Origin of the sequence: Pseudomonas sp. RC4D1, assembly GCF_018390395.1 — a bacterium.
Classification (GTDB): Bacteria; Pseudomonadota; Gammaproteobacteria; order Pseudomonadales; family Pseudomonadaceae; genus Aquipseudomonas; species Aquipseudomonas danubii.
On the sequence record NZ_JAHBAW010000002.1, the window covers coordinates 330,771 to 351,870 of the forward strand.

A 21,100-nucleotide genomic window follows, 5' to 3' on the forward strand; every position below is an offset into this window, starting at 1 on the left:
GATCTCAGCCAGGTTGCCAAACTGTTGCGTGGCGAAAAGACGCGGTCTACCCCGATGCGGGCGACACTGGCATGAAAGGCATGAATTAGTTTGGCAGATCGCAGCTTGGCTGCAGCTGCAGCACTTATACCAAACTACATAAAGGAGACATAGGCCAAAAAGCCCGAGAGGTCAGTACGCCCGGAACGCTTCGCGAGAAATAGCTCCGACCGTCAAGCGAGATTTCAAATCTTGCTGGGTTGAATACCCTTAGCTCACCACAGAAACCATAACCAGATACGCAGGGACCATTGAGTCCCTGTTTACAGAGCAAGGGCCATTTTATTGAAACCCCTTGCCCCCTGAGGCTCAGGTACCAAGACGATAATGTTTTAGACCATTTTCCTGAACTGTAGGAACTAAGGCCGGATCACGCCTGCTGACGAGTGGCCGCGATCACAATTTCGCGAATGCACACATTTTGAGGCTGCTGATACGCATAGACTATCGCCGAAGCAACGTCATTTGCGTTCAGCACGGTGCCTCCCATGTCCTGCTTCCAAGCACGGTAACCAGTCTTAATCTCTTCGTCAGTCGTATGACTGAGCAGCTCTGTATCGACGGCCCCAGGGGCGATGGTAACTACCCGCACGTTGTGCGGTGAAAGCTCTTCACGCAAGTTTTCTGACAGTCCATGCACAGCAAATTTGCTGCCGACATAGGCAACATGATTTGAGAAAGTCTTACGCCCGGCCACCGAGCTGACATTAATAATAGTCCCATGCTTACGCTCAACCATTCCAGCAACAACAGCGTGAACACCGTTGAGCAAACCCTTCACGTTGACATCAATCATCTGATCCCACTGAGCAGGATCCTGATTGATCATCTCACCCAACAGCATCACACCAGCGTTATTAATAAGAGCATCAACCGGACCATATAGCGCTTCAGCATCGGCGACTGCGGCCAACAGAGCGGTACGATTAGTTATATCCACACACTGACTCAACGTGTTGGGCAACCCCATCGCTTCCAAGAGTTCAACTCTACGCGCCAACAACAGAAGTGGGTGACCGGCAGCACTAAATAGACGAGCAGCGGCTTCACCAATACCTGAGCTAGCTCCGGTAATAACGATCAAAGGCTTATTCATGACTGTATACCTAGCTATTAAAAAACGTACGAATTAACATTTCTTTTTTATAATTTAGAAAAAATCTATCTAACCTCAGAGACAGCTCTTAGTACCTTAATCAAGGCTGCAACTTCTTCAGAACCATAACCGGCATCCACGCCCAAACGAAAAAGCGCCGATGCAAAAGCAGGAAACTCATGATTGATTTTTACAGCTTTAGCGTGGCGCTCAAGACGGCTGATAGCCGCCGCCCACGTTTTCAACGAAGCCTGTGGGGTGGAATAGCTCTCGGAGTGAATCATCGCGCCCATATGCTGAATATCTCCACCGAGCACCGGTGAAATATCCGCTAAGAGGCTGCAATACTCGTCTACAGGTAAGCCCTCAACTTCACAGATGCGAGCACCATGTAACGCCCCCAACAGAGCACCAGAAAAATAAGCAGCTACAGCACAATCTTGCGCCGATGCTGCACCTACACGATCACCTAAATAACTCAGATTAGGTGCCAGTAGTTTTAATATGCTTGCACCACGCTCAAATGACGCCAAGGCACCGGAAACGATGATAGTTGCCTCTTGTGTTCCCATCTGAGCGGGAAAAGCCAAAATCGCAGCATCCAAATAGTCAGCCCCACGTGACAACGCCCACTCCTCACTATCACGCGCCTCTTGCGGGTCGCCTGTAGATAGCTGCACTAATAGCTTACCACTGAGAACACCCTCAATATCATTAGCGGTTAAGAGGGCATTGGTTACAGCGTAATTATCAACACAAAAGAGACACACAGGGCTAGCGGATATTGCAGATATAAAGGTTTCACTGACGTGAGCACCAGCACCAGCGGCGCTCTCAGTTCTAGATAAACTACGGTTCCAAACGGTGACACGCTTACCTGCACGCAATAAAACATGTGCCAATGCAGAACCCATAGCACCTAGCCCAATTACTGTGACTTCACTCTGCATATTTTACGCCCTTTGAGTTAGCTGATCTTAAATAATAATATTAATTTTTTTTTGCAACTACAAAAACCCCAATTACGATGAGTATCAAACCAGAAATCATACGTAAAGTTATATGTTCCTTAAGGAATAGCCAAGCAAGAAACATGGCGACAACTACACTTCCCTTGTCAATTAAAGCCACAGTCACAACATCACCACCTTTTAGTGCCTTATAATAAAAGACCCATGAAAAAGCCGTCGTTACGCTGGACAAACCCAACCAAGCCAAGTTTTTAACGGTCACGTTAATCAGTTCCTGGGCTGGCACCGAAAGAATAGCGAATAACAAAACAAAAAAACAAACGAATATACTACGTATTGCAAGCCCTAATTCACCCGAAATGCCTAAAAGCCCGAGCTTGGCGATAACGGATGTAAAACCGGCAAAAAACATTGATAAAAAAGCATATCCGACCCATCTATCCATAGCGCAGTCCATGTCGTTATACGACATAAGTCCAAAGGTTTTTTAGAACATATAAAATATTCAGCACGAAATTCGCCACATTACCGGCTATATTTAATGGGCTTTTTAGGTTGCGTTACACAGAAAATCTACTAACCAAATCATTAATCGAATATCTTAGTCGAGAAGAAATCTAGAAAGCATAAGCATCGCGACTTCGCTCCGAACCTAGACACTGAACATAATTTAGTTCTTTAATATAAAAGCAAGGTGTTTTTGAAGAGTAGCGCAACCTATACAAGGTTAATCTCGAATCTAACCCAGAGTAATACTCATAGTTAAATAAAATATCCCTATCGATAATAGATGCATCAGTCAGTATTTTTTTATCAGCGACAGGACGAGTCGAAAAAACTCCGCTACCGAAAAAGCTATACAACAACTCATATGAAAACTTCTGACTGTTATTGTCAATCTGTTCAAAGTCATGGATTTTATTATCGTGGGATTGGAGCCTTCCATTAACTACGTGAGCAACCCCATCGCTTGTTATGATCAGACCTGTAGAGAAATATGCTCCGCTAATAACCTCTTTTTTTGAGAACGAAAAATATAGTAGATGTAATAAAGTTAAAAAAATAGCGACTATAATGAGTACAACCTTTCGCCTTATCACTTTAGACACCTGACTAACTGCTCATCCGTCACAGAAGACAGCCTTGATTTATAAACCCCAATAAACTCAACAGTACTGCCGCTAACGCAAAGAATTTCATAAAACCCGTGCATTGTATTAAAAATAACCGTACCAGGCGCTTCCAACAAGTTCATAATTCTTTTTTGAATAGCGGATGTATTTTTCTTAAGCTCATTAAGCTCATCATCATTAGCACCTGTATACCACGTCGTCAGCAAGCCTTGTGTCTCCACTTCTTGGACAAAATCTGGTTGAATCCAAAGTCCCCAATCAATCCGAACTAAAAAGGCGACTACCAATAAAATCACCAATGTGGATAATCCACTCTCCTTCAGCCAGGAAAGCATCAGGTCTTGAAAACCTATACGGGCATCCTCAATAACGGGACGATCGACACCATTTTCTGGCTCTGTTAGGTTATCAGGGAGAATAAACTCCGAAGAAACGATAAATTCAGAATTGAATTGATATCCCCTCCTTGGTACGGTTTGAATTATCGACCTGTTGTCTTCATCAGATAATAATTCTCGAAGAGTAGAAACAGCTTGATTCAAGCTGTTCTGCCCAACGATTCGATCAGGCCAGGCATACGCAAAAATTTCATCACGAGCGACGACAGAGTCAACTTTATCGATTAACAGCTCTAAGATTCGACTTGAACTAAAACCCAACTCAATTTTTTTTTCAACTCCACTTTCATGAACAATCAAGAAACTCTGCGATGGTAAAAAAACAACATTTCTATTTGCTGCCGGACAACGTATGGTTATTTTCCTGGTTTCAACTTTATGGTCACTAGTTTCAATCTTGGCCAACTCTTCAATGATTTGCACTATATTTTCTTCTCTTAGACTGTCGCTGCCGAGCAAAACCGCTTAAATAATTCGATTGAGATTGGGATGCGCTAAAGAAAAATAGCCTCTCACCAATTCCTCGACAGTTAAATCCTTGGAATAAAACCAGCCTTGAACAGTAGAGGCACCCAAAGCAGTAAGTCGTTCAACTTGATCGACATTTTCCACCCCCTCAAATATAACTTTGAGCCGTAAATGCAGGGACAGTTTCAAAATATGAGTTAAAACAACAGTAGAAGAACTTGCATCAAGCTTGACGACAAAGGAGCGATCTACCTTAATCATATCTAGAGGAAGATTGTCTAAATATGACAAATTGGAATAACCTGTTCCAAAATCGTCTAAAGCGATCTTATGCCCTTTCCTACGTAGCAGGTCTAACTGCTGCACCGCTACCTGCTGATCAAGCAGAACACCTTCTGTCACCTCAAACATAATCCGTGAAGCGGGAATATTATGCAGGCATAGGAGCTGCTCGATAAAGCTGGGAAACGATAGATCTAAAACATCTTGTGCAGAAAGATTGATACTAATATAAAAATCATCACAGGCCCAAACAGAATGCGAATGATCCTCAATGACTTTTCTACAGACCCATCTAGTGGTTGACTTTATCAGTTTCCCCCTCTCAATAACAGGAATAAATAGCTCGGGGCTGGCTTTACCCCAGCGTATCAACGCCTCGGCTCCCACCCACATTCCTGTTGCCACATCAACTATTGGCTGATAAGACACGCTCAATTCATTGTTCGCTAGAGCCCTGGCAAAGCTTGATTCCGTCGAGAAGTTATTTACGTAAAAAAACTTAACAAATTTGCAGACAGCCAGAACAAGTAGCACTGGTAAAAAATAGATGAGTACAAGAATACCAAAAAGCACAGCTCCATGACTCCCATTCAATAACTTGAACCAACGTTCGAAACTGCCAGTTAAATGATATTAACCTTTCACGACCATCTCAAAAGGAATTTCCATTTCTACCGACCACAAAAATAGACACACAAAAAGCAGTCCCCAAACACTACCCAAAAATTTGATATGCTTATAAACCAATCATTCGTATGCAAAAGTAATACTTGCCATAGCATTTGCATCACCAGGAGTAACGTCGCTAGCAGTACCTGTCATGACATACTGCGGATAAAGTTTAAATGACACTTCATTTGGATCTGACGAACTCTTCACTTTCCATTGATTGAGCGAGCCAACAAAAGCAGAGGGAGGCCCGTAAGATATAGCGTTTTGATTCTCATCAAGGAAACGTACAGCCACTCCTTTTGCGGTGTTTGTGCTAGGAATTAAAGTTAAATTTTCCTTACTATTCCCAGGATCGCTTAAATCCGTCATGCTTGCATAAACACCTATACCCGAATCACATTTAAGACTTACCGTGACTGGAAGTAATGCAGCTACAGAACGACTATTGGTTAACTGAGCAACCGATACAACCCCCATATTAATACTAGAGGGATAAGCACTTGCGACGCATCCTGTTTTTGTATAATTAATATTAAAACCTCTCATCACAACAACCCTATTAGCACTCTGCGTACCCCAGAAAGATAACACGCCAATTTGCCAATCAGGAACAGAGTAACTAGATTTAATCTCGGCCCCGGTAGCAATTAGCTTTACACTATAAATTACTTGTGCAAAATCAAAATCTTTCGTAGGAGAAATTTCAAGTTCAGTATTACCTACTGCAATATCACCATTAGAACCCCAGCAGCCCCCGAATAAACAAAGGTAACTACTAACTCTCAGAATAAACCCGACACCAGACGACACACCCGAGTCGTCTTTTATATCAAAAACCATATAATTTTTTCCTTCCTCCGAGTAACTCCCTACAGCGTTCGACATAGCACTCAAGTTTAAATACAAAGTATTGGAAATACCGGGGGAATTGGCAACTGTGACTGTATTACTCTTCCAGCCACTCAACGCCTCGCCAGCGATTGTGGCAGCCATAAGTGGTTTAGTTACTTTTAAGTTATCAACATCAATAAGTAGTCCACGAGTGACTGCGAATGCTAACTGATTAAATATCATAAGCACTGAGAACAGCACACACTTTGAATTACATTTTAGAACATTAGGTAAAATCATTATCATTGATACTCCATGACAAACTTAACTACCGCATTGGCCATTCCTACGGTCACTGGGCCTGTAGAGCGATACTGAGCATAAAATTCAAAATCGATTTTCGGACTTTTCGCAATAATAAACGGAGTAGAAAAACTGTTAACAGTCAGCGTAGTGCTATCCTTATCCATTATCTCAATCGCCAGTCCCGAGGCAACACCATCACCTCCGGTAAGCGCTAATAATTCTTGATTATGTAAATCAGGAGCACCTTCAAATTTTACTTTCACGGTTTTAGCGTCAGCACCGCAATTTTCAAGACTGATAACAAACTTTTTCTTTCCAAAAGGAGTTCCATTCGTATAAAACTGTTTTATTGCAACATTGTGAAAATCAACCAGCATATTTTGTGATTGCGCAGACACCATGCAACCATTAGCCGCAATGGTCCCATTTACATTGAGTAGCAGATCATAAGCTACCGCGTTACAAGCCAACGTAGACCCTAATAGAACACTTATATAGCGCCAACCCATTAGAGACACTCCGCAGTTAACTTGTTAATTTCCTTCAGTTCACCACCCTCATCAATTCGATAGTTGACAGCGCAACTTCCGCCAGGGCCATTTTTCCACCAAACTTTAAGCTGTCCTTCCAAAGGTAACCCAGATAAGAATACTTGGCCGTTATTGCCTACAATGCTATCAGTGGCACTCGATACCTGAGTCACGCTCGCACCAAAGGGTACAGCACGTCCCAAGTATTTAACGCTCATCAGTGCTCGTACGCCAATGCGCACATCAAACACACTTCGTACAAGAGCACCTTGGGTTGGAACGACATAACTAACAGAATCAACCAGTTCTATGTTTGCAGCTGCCGACGAAGAATCCAATGCCACCCTGTTTTGTCGATAAGTGGAAGCTGAAGGCAATACAGCATATCCCTTTTGATCTGTTTTTATACCGACACCATTTTCAATTTTCACACCGCCCGCTCCTGGGGCTTTGATGAGAATATTTGTATCACCTAGTGGTTGACCGAAGGTCATACCATCTTCATGTGCGACCAATCCACCGCTCATACCATAATTAAGGCGACTGATATCCCTACTGTAGTAGTAACCAGCATTAACATTACCTCTAGCACCGCGATAATTCAGTGAAAGATCATTTGTGGCAATATGATCAGCATCACTATAGCTTTGATGAGCGCCATAACTTAAATTGTTATCGGCAAGCGCTGCCCCTGACAAACTAGTATTGTATCGCGTGTGTCCATCATTGCTTCGAGTCTGTCCATAAGAAGCGAAAGCACTGTTAACAAGTCGACTTTTAGATCTAAAACCGAAAAGATCATCCAAAGGCATCGACAGACGCAATGAGAAAACTTTTTCAGGTTTATCAAACCAAGCACTTCTATTGTGGTTATAGGATAATGAGTAATTCACGCCTGCCAGGGATGTATTATATCCAGCCTGCAATAAATCGGTTACTTCCTTGGTATTCCAGAAAGTTTGGCGATTACCACTCACGTATATAGATCCAAATTTGTCCAGCGGCTGTGAAATATTCAGCTGCATACTACTGCGTTTAGGATGATTCAGGTTCAAGTAATCGTAAAATATCGGCTTCGCCTCTATCTCACCATCTTGAGTAAAAATCGACGTCCTCCTTTCCATCATTTTACTAGCCGTGTCGCTGAAATTATAGAACCCACGCGTAGAGTATTGATAACCTGCTAATTTGAAATTGGTCCCCGCTGTAGAAAACGTCTTGGCGTATAAAGCCCGTAAAGAATATCCCGTATGTCGACTGTCATCCGGCAATATACTATTAGCAGTAGTCATATCCATGGACATTGCGCCCCAATGTCCTAGATTTTGTCCAAGCCCCAAAGCGTATGCTTGATACCTCTGAGCGTTTTGAACACCACCGTAAACCGTTGACCCTCCTCCTAATCCCCAAGCAAGCGTTCCCTGAATGATACCTGGGGAGGTTTGATAACTTGTATTGCGTAACGAACCTGCAACCAAGTCATATTTAAGCTGACCTTCTCTTTGTAACATTGGCAGAGATGAATATGGAACACTATATTCGTTAACTCGACCGTCAACTTCCTTGATGATGACCTGCAAGTCACCATTTGATGAGGTAGGATAAAGGTCATTAATTACAAAGGGGCCTGCGGACACATATGTCTGATAAATTGTATTGCCACCTTGCCGAATAATAACCTCGGCATTGTCATTGGCTATGCCTCTGATTACAGGTGCAAAACCTCTTTCGCTATCCGCCAACATACTATCATCTGATGATAGACGCGCCCCTTGAAATCCAAAGCTATTGAATATAGTACTCGATGTCGCTGCCTGGCCTAACAATATAGAGCTTTTAATCCCGGCTAAAGAACGCTGTGCATAGCTGTTAATTGTTTTCCACGTAAGAGCACCTCCAGAGCCATATCTACTGCCATTACTGACAGTTGAGTAGTTTCTTAACCTCCAAGCATCGACATTAAGTCCACTATTCAGATTCAAAAAATAGCTATCATCAGAATGCCCGTAAGAGCTTTTGTTATGCGCTCCAGTGAAATTATAGTTAACCAGAAGCGCGTTTATACCATTATCCCATTCCTCAACAGGTACTAGGCCTCTGGCATTTTTTTTCAAATAAGCCTGAGGCACACTCAGATCTAGCCTTAATCGCTCCAAGTCAAAATTGCTATTTGCTTGGTCGATAATAGACTCTAGATATATACAAGTCCCTGGTGGGTCTTCATCTAGACTCCTAATGGATGCCTTGTTAATTTCCAGATCATAGATATCTTGTACGGAAAAACATGGAAAAAGTTTTGCAGGAGATAATCCCTTGAGCTCGCGCTGATTAAACGCTACCTCTCGACTTTTCACGAACGCATCATTCAAGTACACATCAACATGATATACTCCAGGAAGTAATGCCTCCTCAGTTTCAAACCGGGATAAATCTATATCTTTAGAGTTAGCATCTGACAAAAAAGCCGGATCAAAGTACTGCTGCGCATAGGCAAAGTTAAAAAAAGCCAGTGCAAGTAAACCAAGACCAATCTTAGTACAGCGGCGACATTGGTGATTATGCAACACTTGCAAGCCGCATGCATTTTTTCTTAACAAGTAACGCATATTACTACTCCATCTGCAATATTACCTACGCACAGCAACGGCAATTAGCGCACTGTAGAATCAAGCCAAAGATACTTGAAAAATAAGAATGATTAAGCTGAATACTACAGAATTAAAACTCGATCTAGTTATTTCAACTTTGTCACTCCACCATAATCATTTATCGAAGAATACGTTATTTGACCGACCTCACTCTCAGGAACCGATATCTTTGCTTCCGAGTAAGGAGCGACCATTGTATTTTCTAGGGAGTATTTGCCAATGGCAATATTAACAAGACTGGCAAAATATGGTGTTGGGTTATTAATTACTAAATGATTTCCCTTACGCTCCGCCTGAATTTTCTTATCAGCTTCCAGTTTATTCTCCGCTAATGCCTTCGGACGATAAAAAAGTTTGATCCGACTGACAACCGCTAGTTTCAGCATATTCTGTTCCTCTCCTACAGAAGGCTTATCAGTAGAGGGGATAGCTTTAACGTTTACCCAGAATAATGACTCACGATCCTCAGCCAAAGGAGCACCGCCGTATATCAACCGAAGAATATTTTCTGATTTTCTTTTGATCACAAACAGAGGGGGGGTGATCATAAAGTCTTGCGCGACCTCTTTGTCGTTGCCCTCAACCCAGGACTGAACCAGGTAAACATTATCCTGATCAGTATTGGTAACAGACAATGTAGCTTGATTGTTATCGGAAAAATAAACTACACGGGTTGCCCCGAGACCAACTCCACCCGCATGAGAAAACTTTGACATCAGCAACAATGATGACGCCAAGCTAACAACAAGAACCTTTTTCCAGCACGAAATAATACTCAAAATAAATCCACCCTATAGCCCTGAAGAGACTTTGTCATACGCAATTATTCATAAGTCAGTGTAAAATCAACAAAAGAGTTAGCATACCCAGGCGCAAACTTTTCGCTTGTCTTCCGATATTTAGCCAAGAAGTTCAAAGTATTCATGCCATTATTCAAAACCGCGTAGTATCCTGAAGAGGCATTGACTTCCAATAAATTATTATCTTTATCAAATAGTGCCACACCTATGCCTTGGGCCGAGCCGTCACTTGACTCGATAGCCAGAACCCGAGAATCGTTTCTATCAGCAATACCACTAAAACTGACAACGACAGACTGACTAACGTTACTTGAACAATCATCTAGCTGAATAGAAAATGGTACAGCCTGACCATCGCTGCCAACCCCTGAAAATTGATTACTGCTAATTTTACCAATCGATACTTTTTTATCGGAGTTACTCATGCTGAGCAGACAGCCGCTACTAGTAACCGCACCTATCAAAGTCAACTTTCCACCAGGTAACGTAACCTTAGTGTTGTGCCCTCCTGCACCGTAAGCAGCGTTATAAAAGCACTCCAAAAATAATAAAAAAAATACAGGCAACATAGAGAATTTTGATATGTTCAATTCAGCAGTGCCTCACTATCAATCTATAGAAGCATATTATGAAGGTCCCAAGAAGACGCTTCACAATATGCGCTTTACTTATCAGAAATAGTTTACATCAAAGTTAACAGCTGTACTTGCATCACCCGGTGTGATTTCTCCTTGACTTACGGTCGATACAAATCCCGCCTGAAACATCAATTGATTCGTTTGTGTAGTCAAAGCAGTAGATGCAGTCCTTGCATTGAAAGTTACGGGTTTCCCGGTAATATCAAATATTTGCAATCCGACACCATACGCAACGCCGTTGCCAATACCTGCTTTGGCTGCGGTATTATCAGTTATGCGCGTATCAAGTGTAGCGTTAAAGGTTGCAGATGCATTTTTAGAAACGAGCGTATCGCAATCGGTCAACGTAATTTGGAACGGCGTCCTTGATACAGACTGCGTACCAATTCCCTTGTCAAGGGATGCGACTCTGACCTGCCCCATCACAACATTCATCTGTGTTGAGGAGGCACTAACAGCACAAGCCGCATTCACCACGGTCCCTGCAAAATGAATAGTACCGCCATTGACGGTGATTGGATCAGCAGCCTCAACATTCGCTACGATGAATGGCATCACAGCTACAGCACCAAAGAGAGCAATAAAATTCTTTCTCATAATATAAACCTGCTACATATTTTGGTTGATTATATGCCCACCAAGAATCTTTAAGATAAGACCTTAGAACGACTAATCTAGACTTTACCTTGGGAGTACAAGCACGCAACCAATTCATTAGTGATTTCACAACAATTCATAAAAATCACTTTTATTCCTCCGGCGGACACCGCGAATTATGTATCGGTAACCAGTTACTCATAATATTTTATATGTGTCACAGGGGGGGGATAACCATAACGGTAGAGTAAAATCGTTTACTTTACGGAGTATGGTTTCTATTTTTTATAAGATGGCAGACTACATCATGCGCTTGTAGGATTGGTGCGAGGATTTCCTTTTCAGAAACCTGCAGTATGCACTGCCGATGAACACCATCTCCCCAGGTAATAATTAACTCATTTATATTTCCTGGCACTCTAGTATAGAGCTGCCCTCCTTGAGCTACAACGCCTAAGGGTTGTCCATCTGGCAAGCTAACATCTGCACCGTAGGGTAAAAGGGTACCGTCTTCCAAACTGACGTTGAATAAAAGTGCGCGACCGGTACTTGTGGAAAGATCTATGTTCAACACAGCTCCTGCGGTAGGCGCTACCCTGCGACTGAACTCGTTAATCTCGACATCCATAGATGCGCCGTGAGGATCAATACCCACTTCATTTATCTCATATGGGCGTAGATATGGGATAACGGCGCTTCCATATCTGTCCAATTTTACACCTGGAAACCCCATAACCTGAGCACCTTGCGCTCCAGCCGCGCTGACTACCGCGATGGTATCGCTCCGAAATGGTGAGAGGGTTAATCCACTAGGGTGAGCAATAGCACTGCCACTAAAATTCCCCCCCAAAGCAGAGTTGCCATCGCGCTGGGTCAATGAAGCACTAACGTTGCTTTTAGTGCCTTGATACTGCCCAAAAATAGATGAGTCGATACTACCAGTAGCAGCGGAATGCTGAACACCGAGGCCGTAGTTATATTCGCCAGCACTGCCGCTGAGATGAATATCCTCTTCTAACTGTCCTAGTGCATCACGCCTAACCTGACTAGAAAGTCGAACTATGCGATTCTTCGAACCAAACTCAAAAGGTAGGCCCATGCTTAGTAAGTAACTGATATCCATACCGCTAAAATTTGCGCTCAGGCTTATAGAAACCTTATCAAGGTTAGCACTATAACTAAACTGGTATTGAATATCGCGCCCGGAAGTCCCCCAATAACTTTGGGAAAGCATACTAAACCCTAGCTGCCCCCAGCGCCCTAAACGCTGATTCGAAGAAAGCGACAATCTGTTGCGTACTTTTGAATACTCTACACCTGAGATCGAATTACTCTCAATCTCTACCTGTTGTGCAGCCTCATATAAACTTCGGTGGCCCAATAGTGAATTCCAATTTGACGCCAAAATAAAACTATTGCCGAACCGCACGGAGTTAATAGCATATAACAACCGTAAAGACTCACCTTGTTCAGAGCCACTGACTAACTTAGTGTTCGTTTTTTTTAAACTAACTGCTACGGCACCCAATGAGGTATTCATTGCTAGCCCCGCAAGCAGAGCCGCGTAATTTTCGCTTATCAGTGCACCACTTTCTCCAGTAAAAATATTACTCAATCCATACTGAAAGGTGGATTGGATAAAATTAGGAGGAGCGTTAAGGTATGTCGAGTTCAACTGTCCAACAGTCAAACTATACTTGGATATGCCCGGGCGTAGTAGTTGACTAGACGATGTATATGGCACAACAAATACTTGCTGGCTACCGTCTGCCTCAATTACGGTGACTACTAGGTCGCCGTTATTTCCGTTGGAGTAGAGGTCATCAATTACGAAGTCACCAGGTGCCACTATAGACTCTTGTACAATGTTCCCGCCTTGGCGGACTATCACTCTAGCATTACTACGAGCAATCCCGCGAATGACTGGTGCGTAGCCTCGTAGAGACCGGGGAAACATTCGATCATCCGTCGAAAGTTGTGCTCCTTTGTAGAACAAAGTATCGAAAAGATCACCAGTTGTGTGGGTTTCACCTAAAGTTAACTGGCTTTCAAGCGACGATAGATCACGCTGTATAAAAGTATTCTGGTTTTTATATTCAGCACCGTACGGAGGCATCCAGTTCGCAGAGCCATTGTTGCGAATACGCCACCGCCCTAGATTAAATCCTGAATCAAGGCTTAGATAAGCAGCATCCGGAGTGTCTCCCTTAAGGTTATGGGTAGTATTTAGATTGTATTTTAGAAAGGCTGCAGTACTACCTGGATCCCATGTGTCAGGATCAACATAACCTCGCGGAACTCGGCGCATAGCTACCTGTGGAACGCTCAACAGTAACTCTTGACTCTGCATATTAAACACTACGCTGCTGCCACTCACAGTGTCAGGCAACACCAGACAGCCGTCGTCATTATGCGTCGCACTTAATATACTTTCTACATTAATACCAAAGACATCCAGTAAGCTACGGGTAAAACAAGCAACTGTATCGCCATCTGGGAGTGATATAAACTTGATATTCTTGCGCCCCACAACCAGGCCGTTTACAAAAATGTCCGCTAGATAATCCCCAGGTAAAATTGCTGTACCTTTTTGAAATTTTTCAAGATCAAGACTGTCTTCGCCCTGAGGAAAAAATGCATTACTGAAGAGAACATCTTCTGCCCATAGTTGTTCCGAAAAAATCGAAAAACACCATGAAAACAAAAAAAAAGACCGCTTTTTCATCATCCATAATCGCATCGTAATTGATCCGAAAACAAAAATTATCGACCATGAATTATATTTTTATGGTGAGCACTATAGCGAGAGCTGTCGTGTAGTTATAACATCCAAACCAAAGTCATTAAGTGTATTGAACTCAACCTTTGCTTCACTCCCAGGTTCTTCCTTTAATGAAGGCAAGACAAATTCATGAGTCATGCCCGGTCCTATCATTTCTCCTTCAGAGCTATAACTCCGCCCCCCCTCTAGCAAACGCAGACTAGTTACCGTTATATAGAATGCACTAGAATTATGTGCTTCTAGTATGAATTCCTTAGCCCGAGGTACAATACGCCATTTAACCTGTTCAGGAGCACTAGAAGAAAATCCGTCTAATGACTTAGGTCTATAGAACAGTTTGATTCTTGAACGAAATGCCATTTGCAACATATTAGTCGTGACGCTCGTAGAGTTTGACTGCGCAGGAATCTCTAGTAAGTTAAACCAGTAGATAGACTCCTTATCTTGGGGAAGTTCTTTTCCAGTAAATATCACTCGTAGATTCTGAATTACTTTAGAGTCCATCCTAAAGACTGGAGGCGATATGATAAATGGCGCTTTCGATAGCATAGGCGTTGACTTAGGATCACCATCATCTATCCAGGTCTGCACTAGCGCTGGAGAATCACCGTTATTATTTAGCTTTACGGTAACTTCTCGCTCGCCCCCCGAGTATATCAAGCGCGTCCCATTAATTACTACACTCGCAACGGCTTCAAAGCAGACTATCATCATCAATGAGACTATCGTAACTTTTAAAAGGTCTCGGCTATACATAACTCACCTCTAAGCTAGCCAAGTTCGCGACACCACAATTAGAACCTAGGCATCGCGAGACTTTAAACTACAAGATTACAGATAGTTTATCGAGTAGGTTACAGCACCACTTACAGTACCCGGAACCACTGGAACTGTTGTTGCAATATACTGAACGGCATACTTGAGAGTTGCGGCGCCCGATACAATAGGAGCCGTGACCGGTGATGTAGTCTGTGTAGAACTCCCAATAATAACTGGTCTGCTATTGCCATCAATGATCTGCAGAGCGACATTTTTCGCTGCTGTTGCACCTGTAGCAGAGTTTGCAATAGTGCCATCAGGATTGATTCCTGTCCCGGCGCCAAAATAAACTGATGCTTTCACCGCGGTGCCAACACAGTTAGTCAGAGCAAAGTCGATATTAGTCGCCCCTTGCGTAACACCAACCGATGTGAAGTTTGATCCGCTAACATCAGGTAGAGCAACGCTAGGTGAGGCACCACCACCATTAACACCAATAGTACAGGTCTGACCCGTGACAGCGCCTTTGAAATTAATAGTGCCATCACCAGCAGCAGCATAAACTGCTGGTGTAATACCTACAGCTGTGAGGACAGCCAAAGCAAACAATTGCTTTTTCATTTCCTTCATTCCTTAAGTTTCTTTTGTTTGTGGTTGTAGTGATCACTGCTACTACCTAGGAATAGTCCCATGTGACAGCGAAATCACACAACTCAAAAATAGCAATTCACAAAATCACGACGCAAATCAAAATTGAATCTCACATGTTAACAACTTAAGTCTCCACGTTGTGCCTCGGAATGGCCTGCGCGAATAGCCTTAGGAGCTTGCTACCAGTTGCAGACAAGTATTTATATGAGGTTTCCACATAGCTAATATGCATCGACTTTACGACGAATTTCTTTATTTAGAAATTGAACTCTATCCGCCAGAGTTCATGAGAGCTTATTACGTACTACCAGCTCTCCAAGTTCTGAGATCGAGTCTAACTGTAGCTTTTCAAAAATGCTGCTTTTATAGAAGCTTACCGACCTACTACCAATATTCATTTTTTCTGCAATTTCTTGATTTGAAAAACCAAAGGCCAATGCCTGCAAAACCACTAACTCCCTATCGGTGAGAGTGGCTATCAAATCACTTTCCGTACTATAGGACTTCTCATTTGATTTTATCGGCGCGAATATGAAATCAAAGTAACCATATCCAGAGCGCAATGCCCTGAGTATAAAAGTTAAACCTCCAGTGCTATATGCAGCGCCCAATACCACAGCGGCCCCCGCGCGCCTATAGCGCGCAGAAAAATGTTGGAGGTTTTGCATTGTCAGAACAATGACCCGTATACACCTGTCGACTCTACTTAATTCTCTGACCAAATTGAAAGCTTCAAAACATAAACCAGAGACACTCAGCACTACAATATCAGCAGATCGAGAGTGAACTTTTTCAAGAGTCTCCAAGAAACTTCCTGTGTGCAGCAATACAGAAACTGATTCCTTGATCAAGACATCTGCTATTTCGGTGAGCATTCGTGGGTTTCTGCCAAGCAGCAATGCTGTTCCTATTTCCATTGAACCACCCTTTATTACCTACTTTCACATTGTCAGTCATATAGCGCCATCACTAAACAACTCTTGTATGTTGCTCTTAACAACCTCACAGATAACGAATCCGCGCAACACACGTTAAATCGCTCGAACTACTACATTCAACTGATTTATTGAGGGACTGGAATTATTATTAGCACACACAATTATTATTTAGAACAAAACGAAAGAATATATATCAACAACAGGTCAAGCTATCAAGATTGACCGTAGCATTAAAATATTATTCATGTTTGTAAAAGGCGATATAGTCCATTTGGGACTAAAAGCACCTCGTGAAGTGCACATTCTCCGCTCTGAACTTATCACTGAAAACGAGAAGCATACTGCGCCCTATTATAAGCATCACTGGATAACGAATCGTGAGTAGTCAATACGCACTTAACACTTAATAAAAAACCAAAACAAAATCAAAGACTCACAAAAAAATCAATATACGTAAATTCTCTACAAGGCCCCCCCCCAAAAAAACGTCCGATCGAGATGCTAGAATTACTACTTGCAACACAAACACGAGAATATATGCATAGATAAGATACACATCTGTTTCCTCGTCATCGGATTTCATACCCACAAACCCTCACAATTTTGAAAAAAACCAACACTATACTTGCAACGAACAATAGATCTAACAAAAGATTTATGCTTCTGTTGCTGCATGCACTGATAATCACGCCGATTTTTTGATGAAAAATTAAATCTCATGAATTCATGTACACTCTCAGAGATTTAGCTACATAAACCTCTGCATTGTATCAATACCACACAAAACCTTTAACAATCCGATACTCCACATCAATATAACTTCTACTTTCCAGTTTTAGCACCTAGTGATGCTCCAGTTAATAACTTTAGGAAAAACAAGTATTCACCTAACAGATCACCCACGTAAAAATCAAGACAGAAACCTTAAGGTCAATTAATCAACGCTTATACTCAGTTGCTAAAAAACAGAATCTAGAACCGAGTTACTCTATTGATCGATGTAAGCCTGCGGAATAGCAGCTGTAAAAACGAAACTCGCGCGCACTACAATGGTGACCATTAAAATTTCAAGAAAGGTGTAAAAACCAGCAGAAGTGCTACTCTTGCTGGGTATGCCATCTTAATTCTATTAATTAGCTTTCGTACTTATTCAGAAGCGGTAAGTTGCACCCAAGCCAAAACCATTGGCGCTATTCTCATACTTCGCGCTGTAGGACTGACCTAACGCATTAGAGCGGTTAACCTTCACAGATTCTTCTTTAAGATAAGCGAAGGCTACATCGATAGTCATGTTTGGCATCACATCATATCCCACACCCAAACTGAAAATAATGCGGTCACCGGTCGGAATACGGGGTGAACGATCAAAGTTGTTAGTTGGTGCTTGGTCAAAAGTCAAGCCTGTGCGAAGCACCAAGTGCTTGTTGGCACGATATGAAGCCCCTACAGCGTAAGCCCAAGTATCATGCCAGTTCTGATTTTCTTTGATCGTACCGACAATTTTTTGTGCAAGTACTCCACTAGTAGGGTAAGTAATCCCCTCGTTATTGACCGTAATATCTTTCAGACGACTCCAGCGAGTCCAAGTAGATCCCCCATATAACTTCCAGTCACCTAGATCTTGGGTAATAGAGAGGTCCCAAGACTCAGGCGTGTCGATCCTGAGCGAGGCGTCATAACTGCCATTATTGAGATCTGCCATAGGCACACCTTTGCCTTTTATGACTTCAGTATGGCCAGTGAGCTTATAGCTTACTTTAGAGTGGTAAGTAAGGCCAACACGCGTCGTGTCAGTAGCGCTCACCAAAAGACCCGCATTATAACCAAGCGCGCTACCGTCACCTTTGATTTCTATTTTATTAGAACCACTACCCGCGTAGGGTAACGTAACATCAGACTCCAGTACCCCTGTAATCCTGTTAATCGTCGGGCCGAAGCCCAGAGAGACTCTTTCGTTAAACGAATAACTAAAAGTTGGCTGCAAAGTAACAACCTTAACTTCACTCTTGCTCCCAAATGCTTTTCCTTGAAAGTCTCTCTCATAATCGGCCGTCAAACCAAAGGGTGCGTAAATACCAAAACCAACAGCCCACCGTTCGTTAATTTTTTGAGCATAGAAACCAAATGGAACTGCGGTAAATGGAACCATGTTTCCTTTGTTACTACCGCTTGAATGGCCACCAACTTGGCTTATCTCGCTAGATGCATCAATGAACGCCCCCCCTCCCGTCACTTGCCGTCCCTCCAGCAGAGCCATACCTGCAGGATTCCCATAAACGGTACTTGCATCCTCGGCAGATGAAGATCTTCCCGCAAACCCTGTCCCCATTCCGCTGACGCTTTGCTCATTAACAGCAAATCCGCTCGCACAAAGTTGAGAGGATGCAATTGCGACAGCAATACCAAACGTGCCTTTACATAAAAAAAACTTAGATAACATAATTACAATAATCCCCTATTAAGATTCATCACCAACACTATCAACACACCAAATCCCTAGCAGATCGACATTAGTTGAATTCTAACCAAAGCCCTGTTAAATCGGCATCCTAAATTCAAGCCATAACCTCGTATGACACTATGTAGCATTCGTGAAAATATAATCATGCGGGCAAAAGCATGATAATCAATAATCGTGATTTCACCGACAATCACAAAAAACATGCAGGCATCTTCAACCATTGAGAGGTCACATCGCCCTTAGGGGCTGACACACAACCACCCAAATCTAAGCTCTGTTCATGCAGGGCAACCAGCCTTACCAAACTCGTGAAATGCATGATTTCACAAATAAAAACTCCCGCACGCCTTGACCATTTGTCATTTTACAGGCGCAAACTATAAAAACTAGAGATCATTTATTAATTACTCACTGCGCTCGACATTTAGCCTACTAATGTTAAAAGCATTTTCATGCCATCTCACTAAAGCGCTAGCGACTTTAAGTATCAATGGGAATAAAATTTAGCTCTAGGCTCTAGCTAGTGATGTATATGACAACATTCCTGCCGCCAGATAATAATCGATAGCGGCGTATTAAAGTGACTTTTGCACTGTAGCGTTCATAAATCCAGGTATAGCTTTCTGGAGAACTAGTGACCGATACAGGACAGTGAGCTTTTGATAACCACCTCCTACAACTCAGAGCGTGCTTCTCGGTTTTTTCTTTTGAATTTCAAATTTCAGGTTTAGATAACGATCATGCAGTTATTTCGGAATAAAATTACTGTTGGAATATTTATTGCGTCACAATTTTTATATGGCGTGCCAGCCTACGCTTCCGAACCAAACCATGTGGTCCATGGACGAGCGCCGGTGGCCAGTAACTTGGTGCTAGACAAACCCGTCCCCGCCATTGGCGATACCGTTAGGCTGAGCTATTCCTTTCAAGATCTGGATGGTGATGCGGAGCAAGGAACTATCGTGCAATGGCTGCGCGATACTCTGCCTATCCAGGGCGCAACGTCATTCAGCTACACACTGAATGAAGCCGAGGGTGATCGTCCCGGTCAAGTTCTGCGCGTAGAGGTCACCCCCAAGACCGATCCAAATGTCTCTGAGCCCTCAGTTGGACAGATGATGTATCTGGAGACCTTCGTTGCTGGAGATCGGACGGCCAAGCCGCAGGTGAAGGTCACTGACATAAAAGGCGTCTTGAACGTGGGTAGCACACTGGCTGGCGAGTATAACTACGATGATGGTGGCAGCGGTTCGGGTGATGCGTCGATCAAGTCATGGTTGAACGGTGGTCATCAGAGCAGCGAGGCTGAGTATTTATTGACTCAAGAAGATGTAGGGCTGGTACTGACCTTCCGAGTACAAGCACAGAACTTGCAAGGTACCACGGGTAATACGGACAGTATGAATACCACTGCGGCAGCTGGAGTGAGCGGTGGTAATGGCAACGGTGGCGTGGTTGACTTGGTTGCAGGCCAGGACCATGAGTCGCCGGGTCATCAGCGGTAAGCGGCATATCGGTGAAACCCTCAAGGCAACTTATGCCTTCAGGCTCGAGGTGATTTCTTAACCTATCTGTGGGGCCCGAGCGGCATCACAAGGAATATCTCAACGACAACGGTGCTGTTCCGCCGCACCGCACCCTGGCGAAAGATTCCGGCAGCACTGAAAATTTCGGTACTGGCGAGGAACAATGCGACCAGACGGGTGCTGAACAACAGCCTGACCAGAACAACGACAGACACAACCAGCAACTCGACCAGCGCTGTTACTGCTGACGGGTAGGTGACTGCAGATACCCGTACAGTAAATGCAACAGCGAGTGCAACTCGACTGCGCTCCCGCCGCCGACAAGGCAACAAACACAGTAACGGTGATCATCAAGTACACCCAGGTTAGCTAAAAACTCATTGCGACGCTCAATACGAACTCACTAAAGAACACACCTCGAAAGGCACTCGCCAGAAAAGTTCTGGCACCTCATTCAGACATTTCTTATAACCTCGCTAGATAACAAATCTTCGATAAATACCGAGTACTATCCAAGGTTCAATTGATTGAGAGCGGAAGCACTAAGGTGTTCAAGCAAGGTAGGTCATTGCTC

18 protein-coding genes are annotated in these 21,100 nt (G+C 43.2%); 2 read left to right on the plus strand and 16 right to left on the minus strand.

The genetic code is table 11. From position 1 onward, the window contains the following. Nucleotides 1-409: 409 nt before the first annotated feature. From KHO49_RS17330 to KHO49_RS17400, 15 genes are all read right to left on the minus strand, one after another. A complete protein-coding gene (locus KHO49_RS17330) occupies nucleotides 410-1,135 on the minus strand; it encodes an SDR family oxidoreductase (protein WP_213665449.1) in 726 nt (241 codons plus the stop codon). A gap of 65 nt (nucleotides 1,136-1,200) precedes the next feature. Further along, nucleotides 1,201-2,085 carry an NAD(P)-dependent oxidoreductase gene (locus tag KHO49_RS17335; RefSeq protein WP_213665450.1) on the minus strand — a complete coding sequence of 295 codons (885 nt, stop codon included), beginning with the start codon at nucleotides 2,083-2,085 and terminating at the stop codon, nucleotides 1,201-1,203. A 40-nt stretch (nucleotides 2,086-2,125) separates the two neighbouring features. Then, nucleotides 2,126-2,551: an EamA family transporter gene (locus tag KHO49_RS17340; RefSeq protein ID WP_213665451.1), complete on the minus strand. Its 426-nt coding sequence runs from the start codon at nucleotides 2,549-2,551 to the stop codon at nucleotides 2,126-2,128. A 651-nt stretch (nucleotides 2,552-3,202) separates the two neighbouring features. Further along, entirely contained in the window at nucleotides 3,203-4,060 is an 858-nt protein-coding gene (locus KHO49_RS17345) for a winged helix-turn-helix domain-containing protein (protein ID WP_213665452.1), read from the minus strand. 42 nt (nucleotides 4,061-4,102) lie between these two features. After that, nucleotides 4,103-4,960, minus strand: a complete 858-nt coding sequence (locus KHO49_RS17350; protein ID WP_349628967.1) for an EAL domain-containing protein — start codon at nucleotides 4,958-4,960, stop codon at nucleotides 4,103-4,105. Nucleotides 4,961-5,134: 174 nt separating this feature from the next. Continuing rightward, complete coding sequence (locus KHO49_RS17355) at nucleotides 5,135-6,190, minus strand: fimbrial protein (RefSeq protein ID WP_213665454.1); 1,056 nt, start codon at nucleotides 6,188-6,190, stop codon at nucleotides 5,135-5,137. Nucleotides 6,191-6,192: 2 nt separating this feature from the next. Then, entirely contained in the window at nucleotides 6,193-6,705 is a 513-nt protein-coding gene (locus KHO49_RS17360; RefSeq protein ID WP_213665455.1) for a fimbrial protein, read from the minus strand. Next, the gene (locus KHO49_RS17365) at nucleotides 6,705-9,332 is read right to left on the minus strand and encodes a fimbria/pilus outer membrane usher protein (RefSeq protein WP_213665456.1); all 2,628 of its coding nucleotides are present in this window, start codon (nucleotides 9,330-9,332) and stop codon (nucleotides 6,705-6,707) included. Before KHO49_RS17365 ends, KHO49_RS17360 begins: the two co-directional genes overlap by 1 nt. Before the next feature lie 128 nt (nucleotides 9,333-9,460). Then, on the minus strand, nucleotides 9,461-10,153 hold the full coding sequence (locus KHO49_RS17370) for a fimbria/pilus periplasmic chaperone (protein WP_213665457.1): 693 nt from the start codon (nucleotides 10,151-10,153) through the stop codon (nucleotides 9,461-9,463). A gap of 44 nt (nucleotides 10,154-10,197) precedes the next feature. Then, nucleotides 10,198-10,764: a fimbrial protein gene (locus tag KHO49_RS17375; protein ID WP_213665458.1), complete on the minus strand. Its 567-nt coding sequence runs from the start codon at nucleotides 10,762-10,764 to the stop codon at nucleotides 10,198-10,200. An 81-nt stretch (nucleotides 10,765-10,845) separates the two neighbouring features. Then, a complete protein-coding gene (locus tag KHO49_RS17380) occupies nucleotides 10,846-11,409 on the minus strand; it encodes a fimbrial protein (RefSeq protein WP_213665459.1) in 564 nt (187 codons plus the stop codon). A gap of 262 nt (nucleotides 11,410-11,671) precedes the next feature. Continuing rightward, nucleotides 11,672-14,149 carry a fimbria/pilus outer membrane usher protein gene (locus KHO49_RS17385; protein WP_213665460.1) on the minus strand — a complete coding sequence of 826 codons (2,478 nt, stop codon included), beginning with the start codon at nucleotides 14,147-14,149 and terminating at the stop codon, nucleotides 11,672-11,674. A gap of 57 nt (nucleotides 14,150-14,206) precedes the next feature. After that, on the minus strand, nucleotides 14,207-14,947 hold the full coding sequence (locus KHO49_RS17390; RefSeq protein ID WP_213665461.1) for a fimbrial biogenesis chaperone: 741 nt from the start codon (nucleotides 14,945-14,947) through the stop codon (nucleotides 14,207-14,209). Nucleotides 14,948-15,022: 75 nt separating this feature from the next. Then, nucleotides 15,023-15,571: a fimbrial protein gene (locus KHO49_RS17395; RefSeq protein ID WP_213665462.1), complete on the minus strand. Its 549-nt coding sequence runs from the start codon at nucleotides 15,569-15,571 to the stop codon at nucleotides 15,023-15,025. A 314-nt stretch (nucleotides 15,572-15,885) separates the two neighbouring features. Next, nucleotides 15,886-16,518 carry a response regulator transcription factor gene (locus KHO49_RS17400; protein WP_213665463.1) on the minus strand — a complete coding sequence of 211 codons (633 nt, stop codon included), beginning with the start codon at nucleotides 16,516-16,518 and terminating at the stop codon, nucleotides 15,886-15,888. A gap of 232 nt (nucleotides 16,519-16,750) precedes the next feature. Here KHO49_RS17400 and KHO49_RS31535 point away from each other — a divergent pair, with 232 nt between their 5' ends. After that, nucleotides 16,751-16,924, plus strand: a complete 174-nt coding sequence (locus tag KHO49_RS31535) for a carbon storage regulator (RefSeq protein WP_502937904.1) — start codon at nucleotides 16,751-16,753, stop codon at nucleotides 16,922-16,924. Nucleotides 16,925-17,689: 765 nt separating this feature from the next. Here KHO49_RS31535 and KHO49_RS17410 read toward each other — a convergent pair. Beyond that, nucleotides 17,690-18,979 (minus strand): OmpP1/FadL family transporter, encoded by a 1,290-nt coding sequence (locus tag KHO49_RS17410; RefSeq protein WP_213665464.1) that lies wholly within the window; start codon nucleotides 18,977-18,979, stop codon nucleotides 17,690-17,692. Nucleotides 18,980-19,740: 761 nt separating this feature from the next. On the opposite strand from KHO49_RS17410, the gene KHO49_RS17415 reads away from it, so the two are divergent. Next, nucleotides 19,741-20,505: a hypothetical protein gene (locus tag KHO49_RS17415; RefSeq protein ID WP_213665465.1), complete on the plus strand. Its 765-nt coding sequence runs from the start codon at nucleotides 19,741-19,743 to the stop codon at nucleotides 20,503-20,505. The last annotated feature ends 595 nt before the right edge of the window (nucleotides 20,506-21,100 follow it).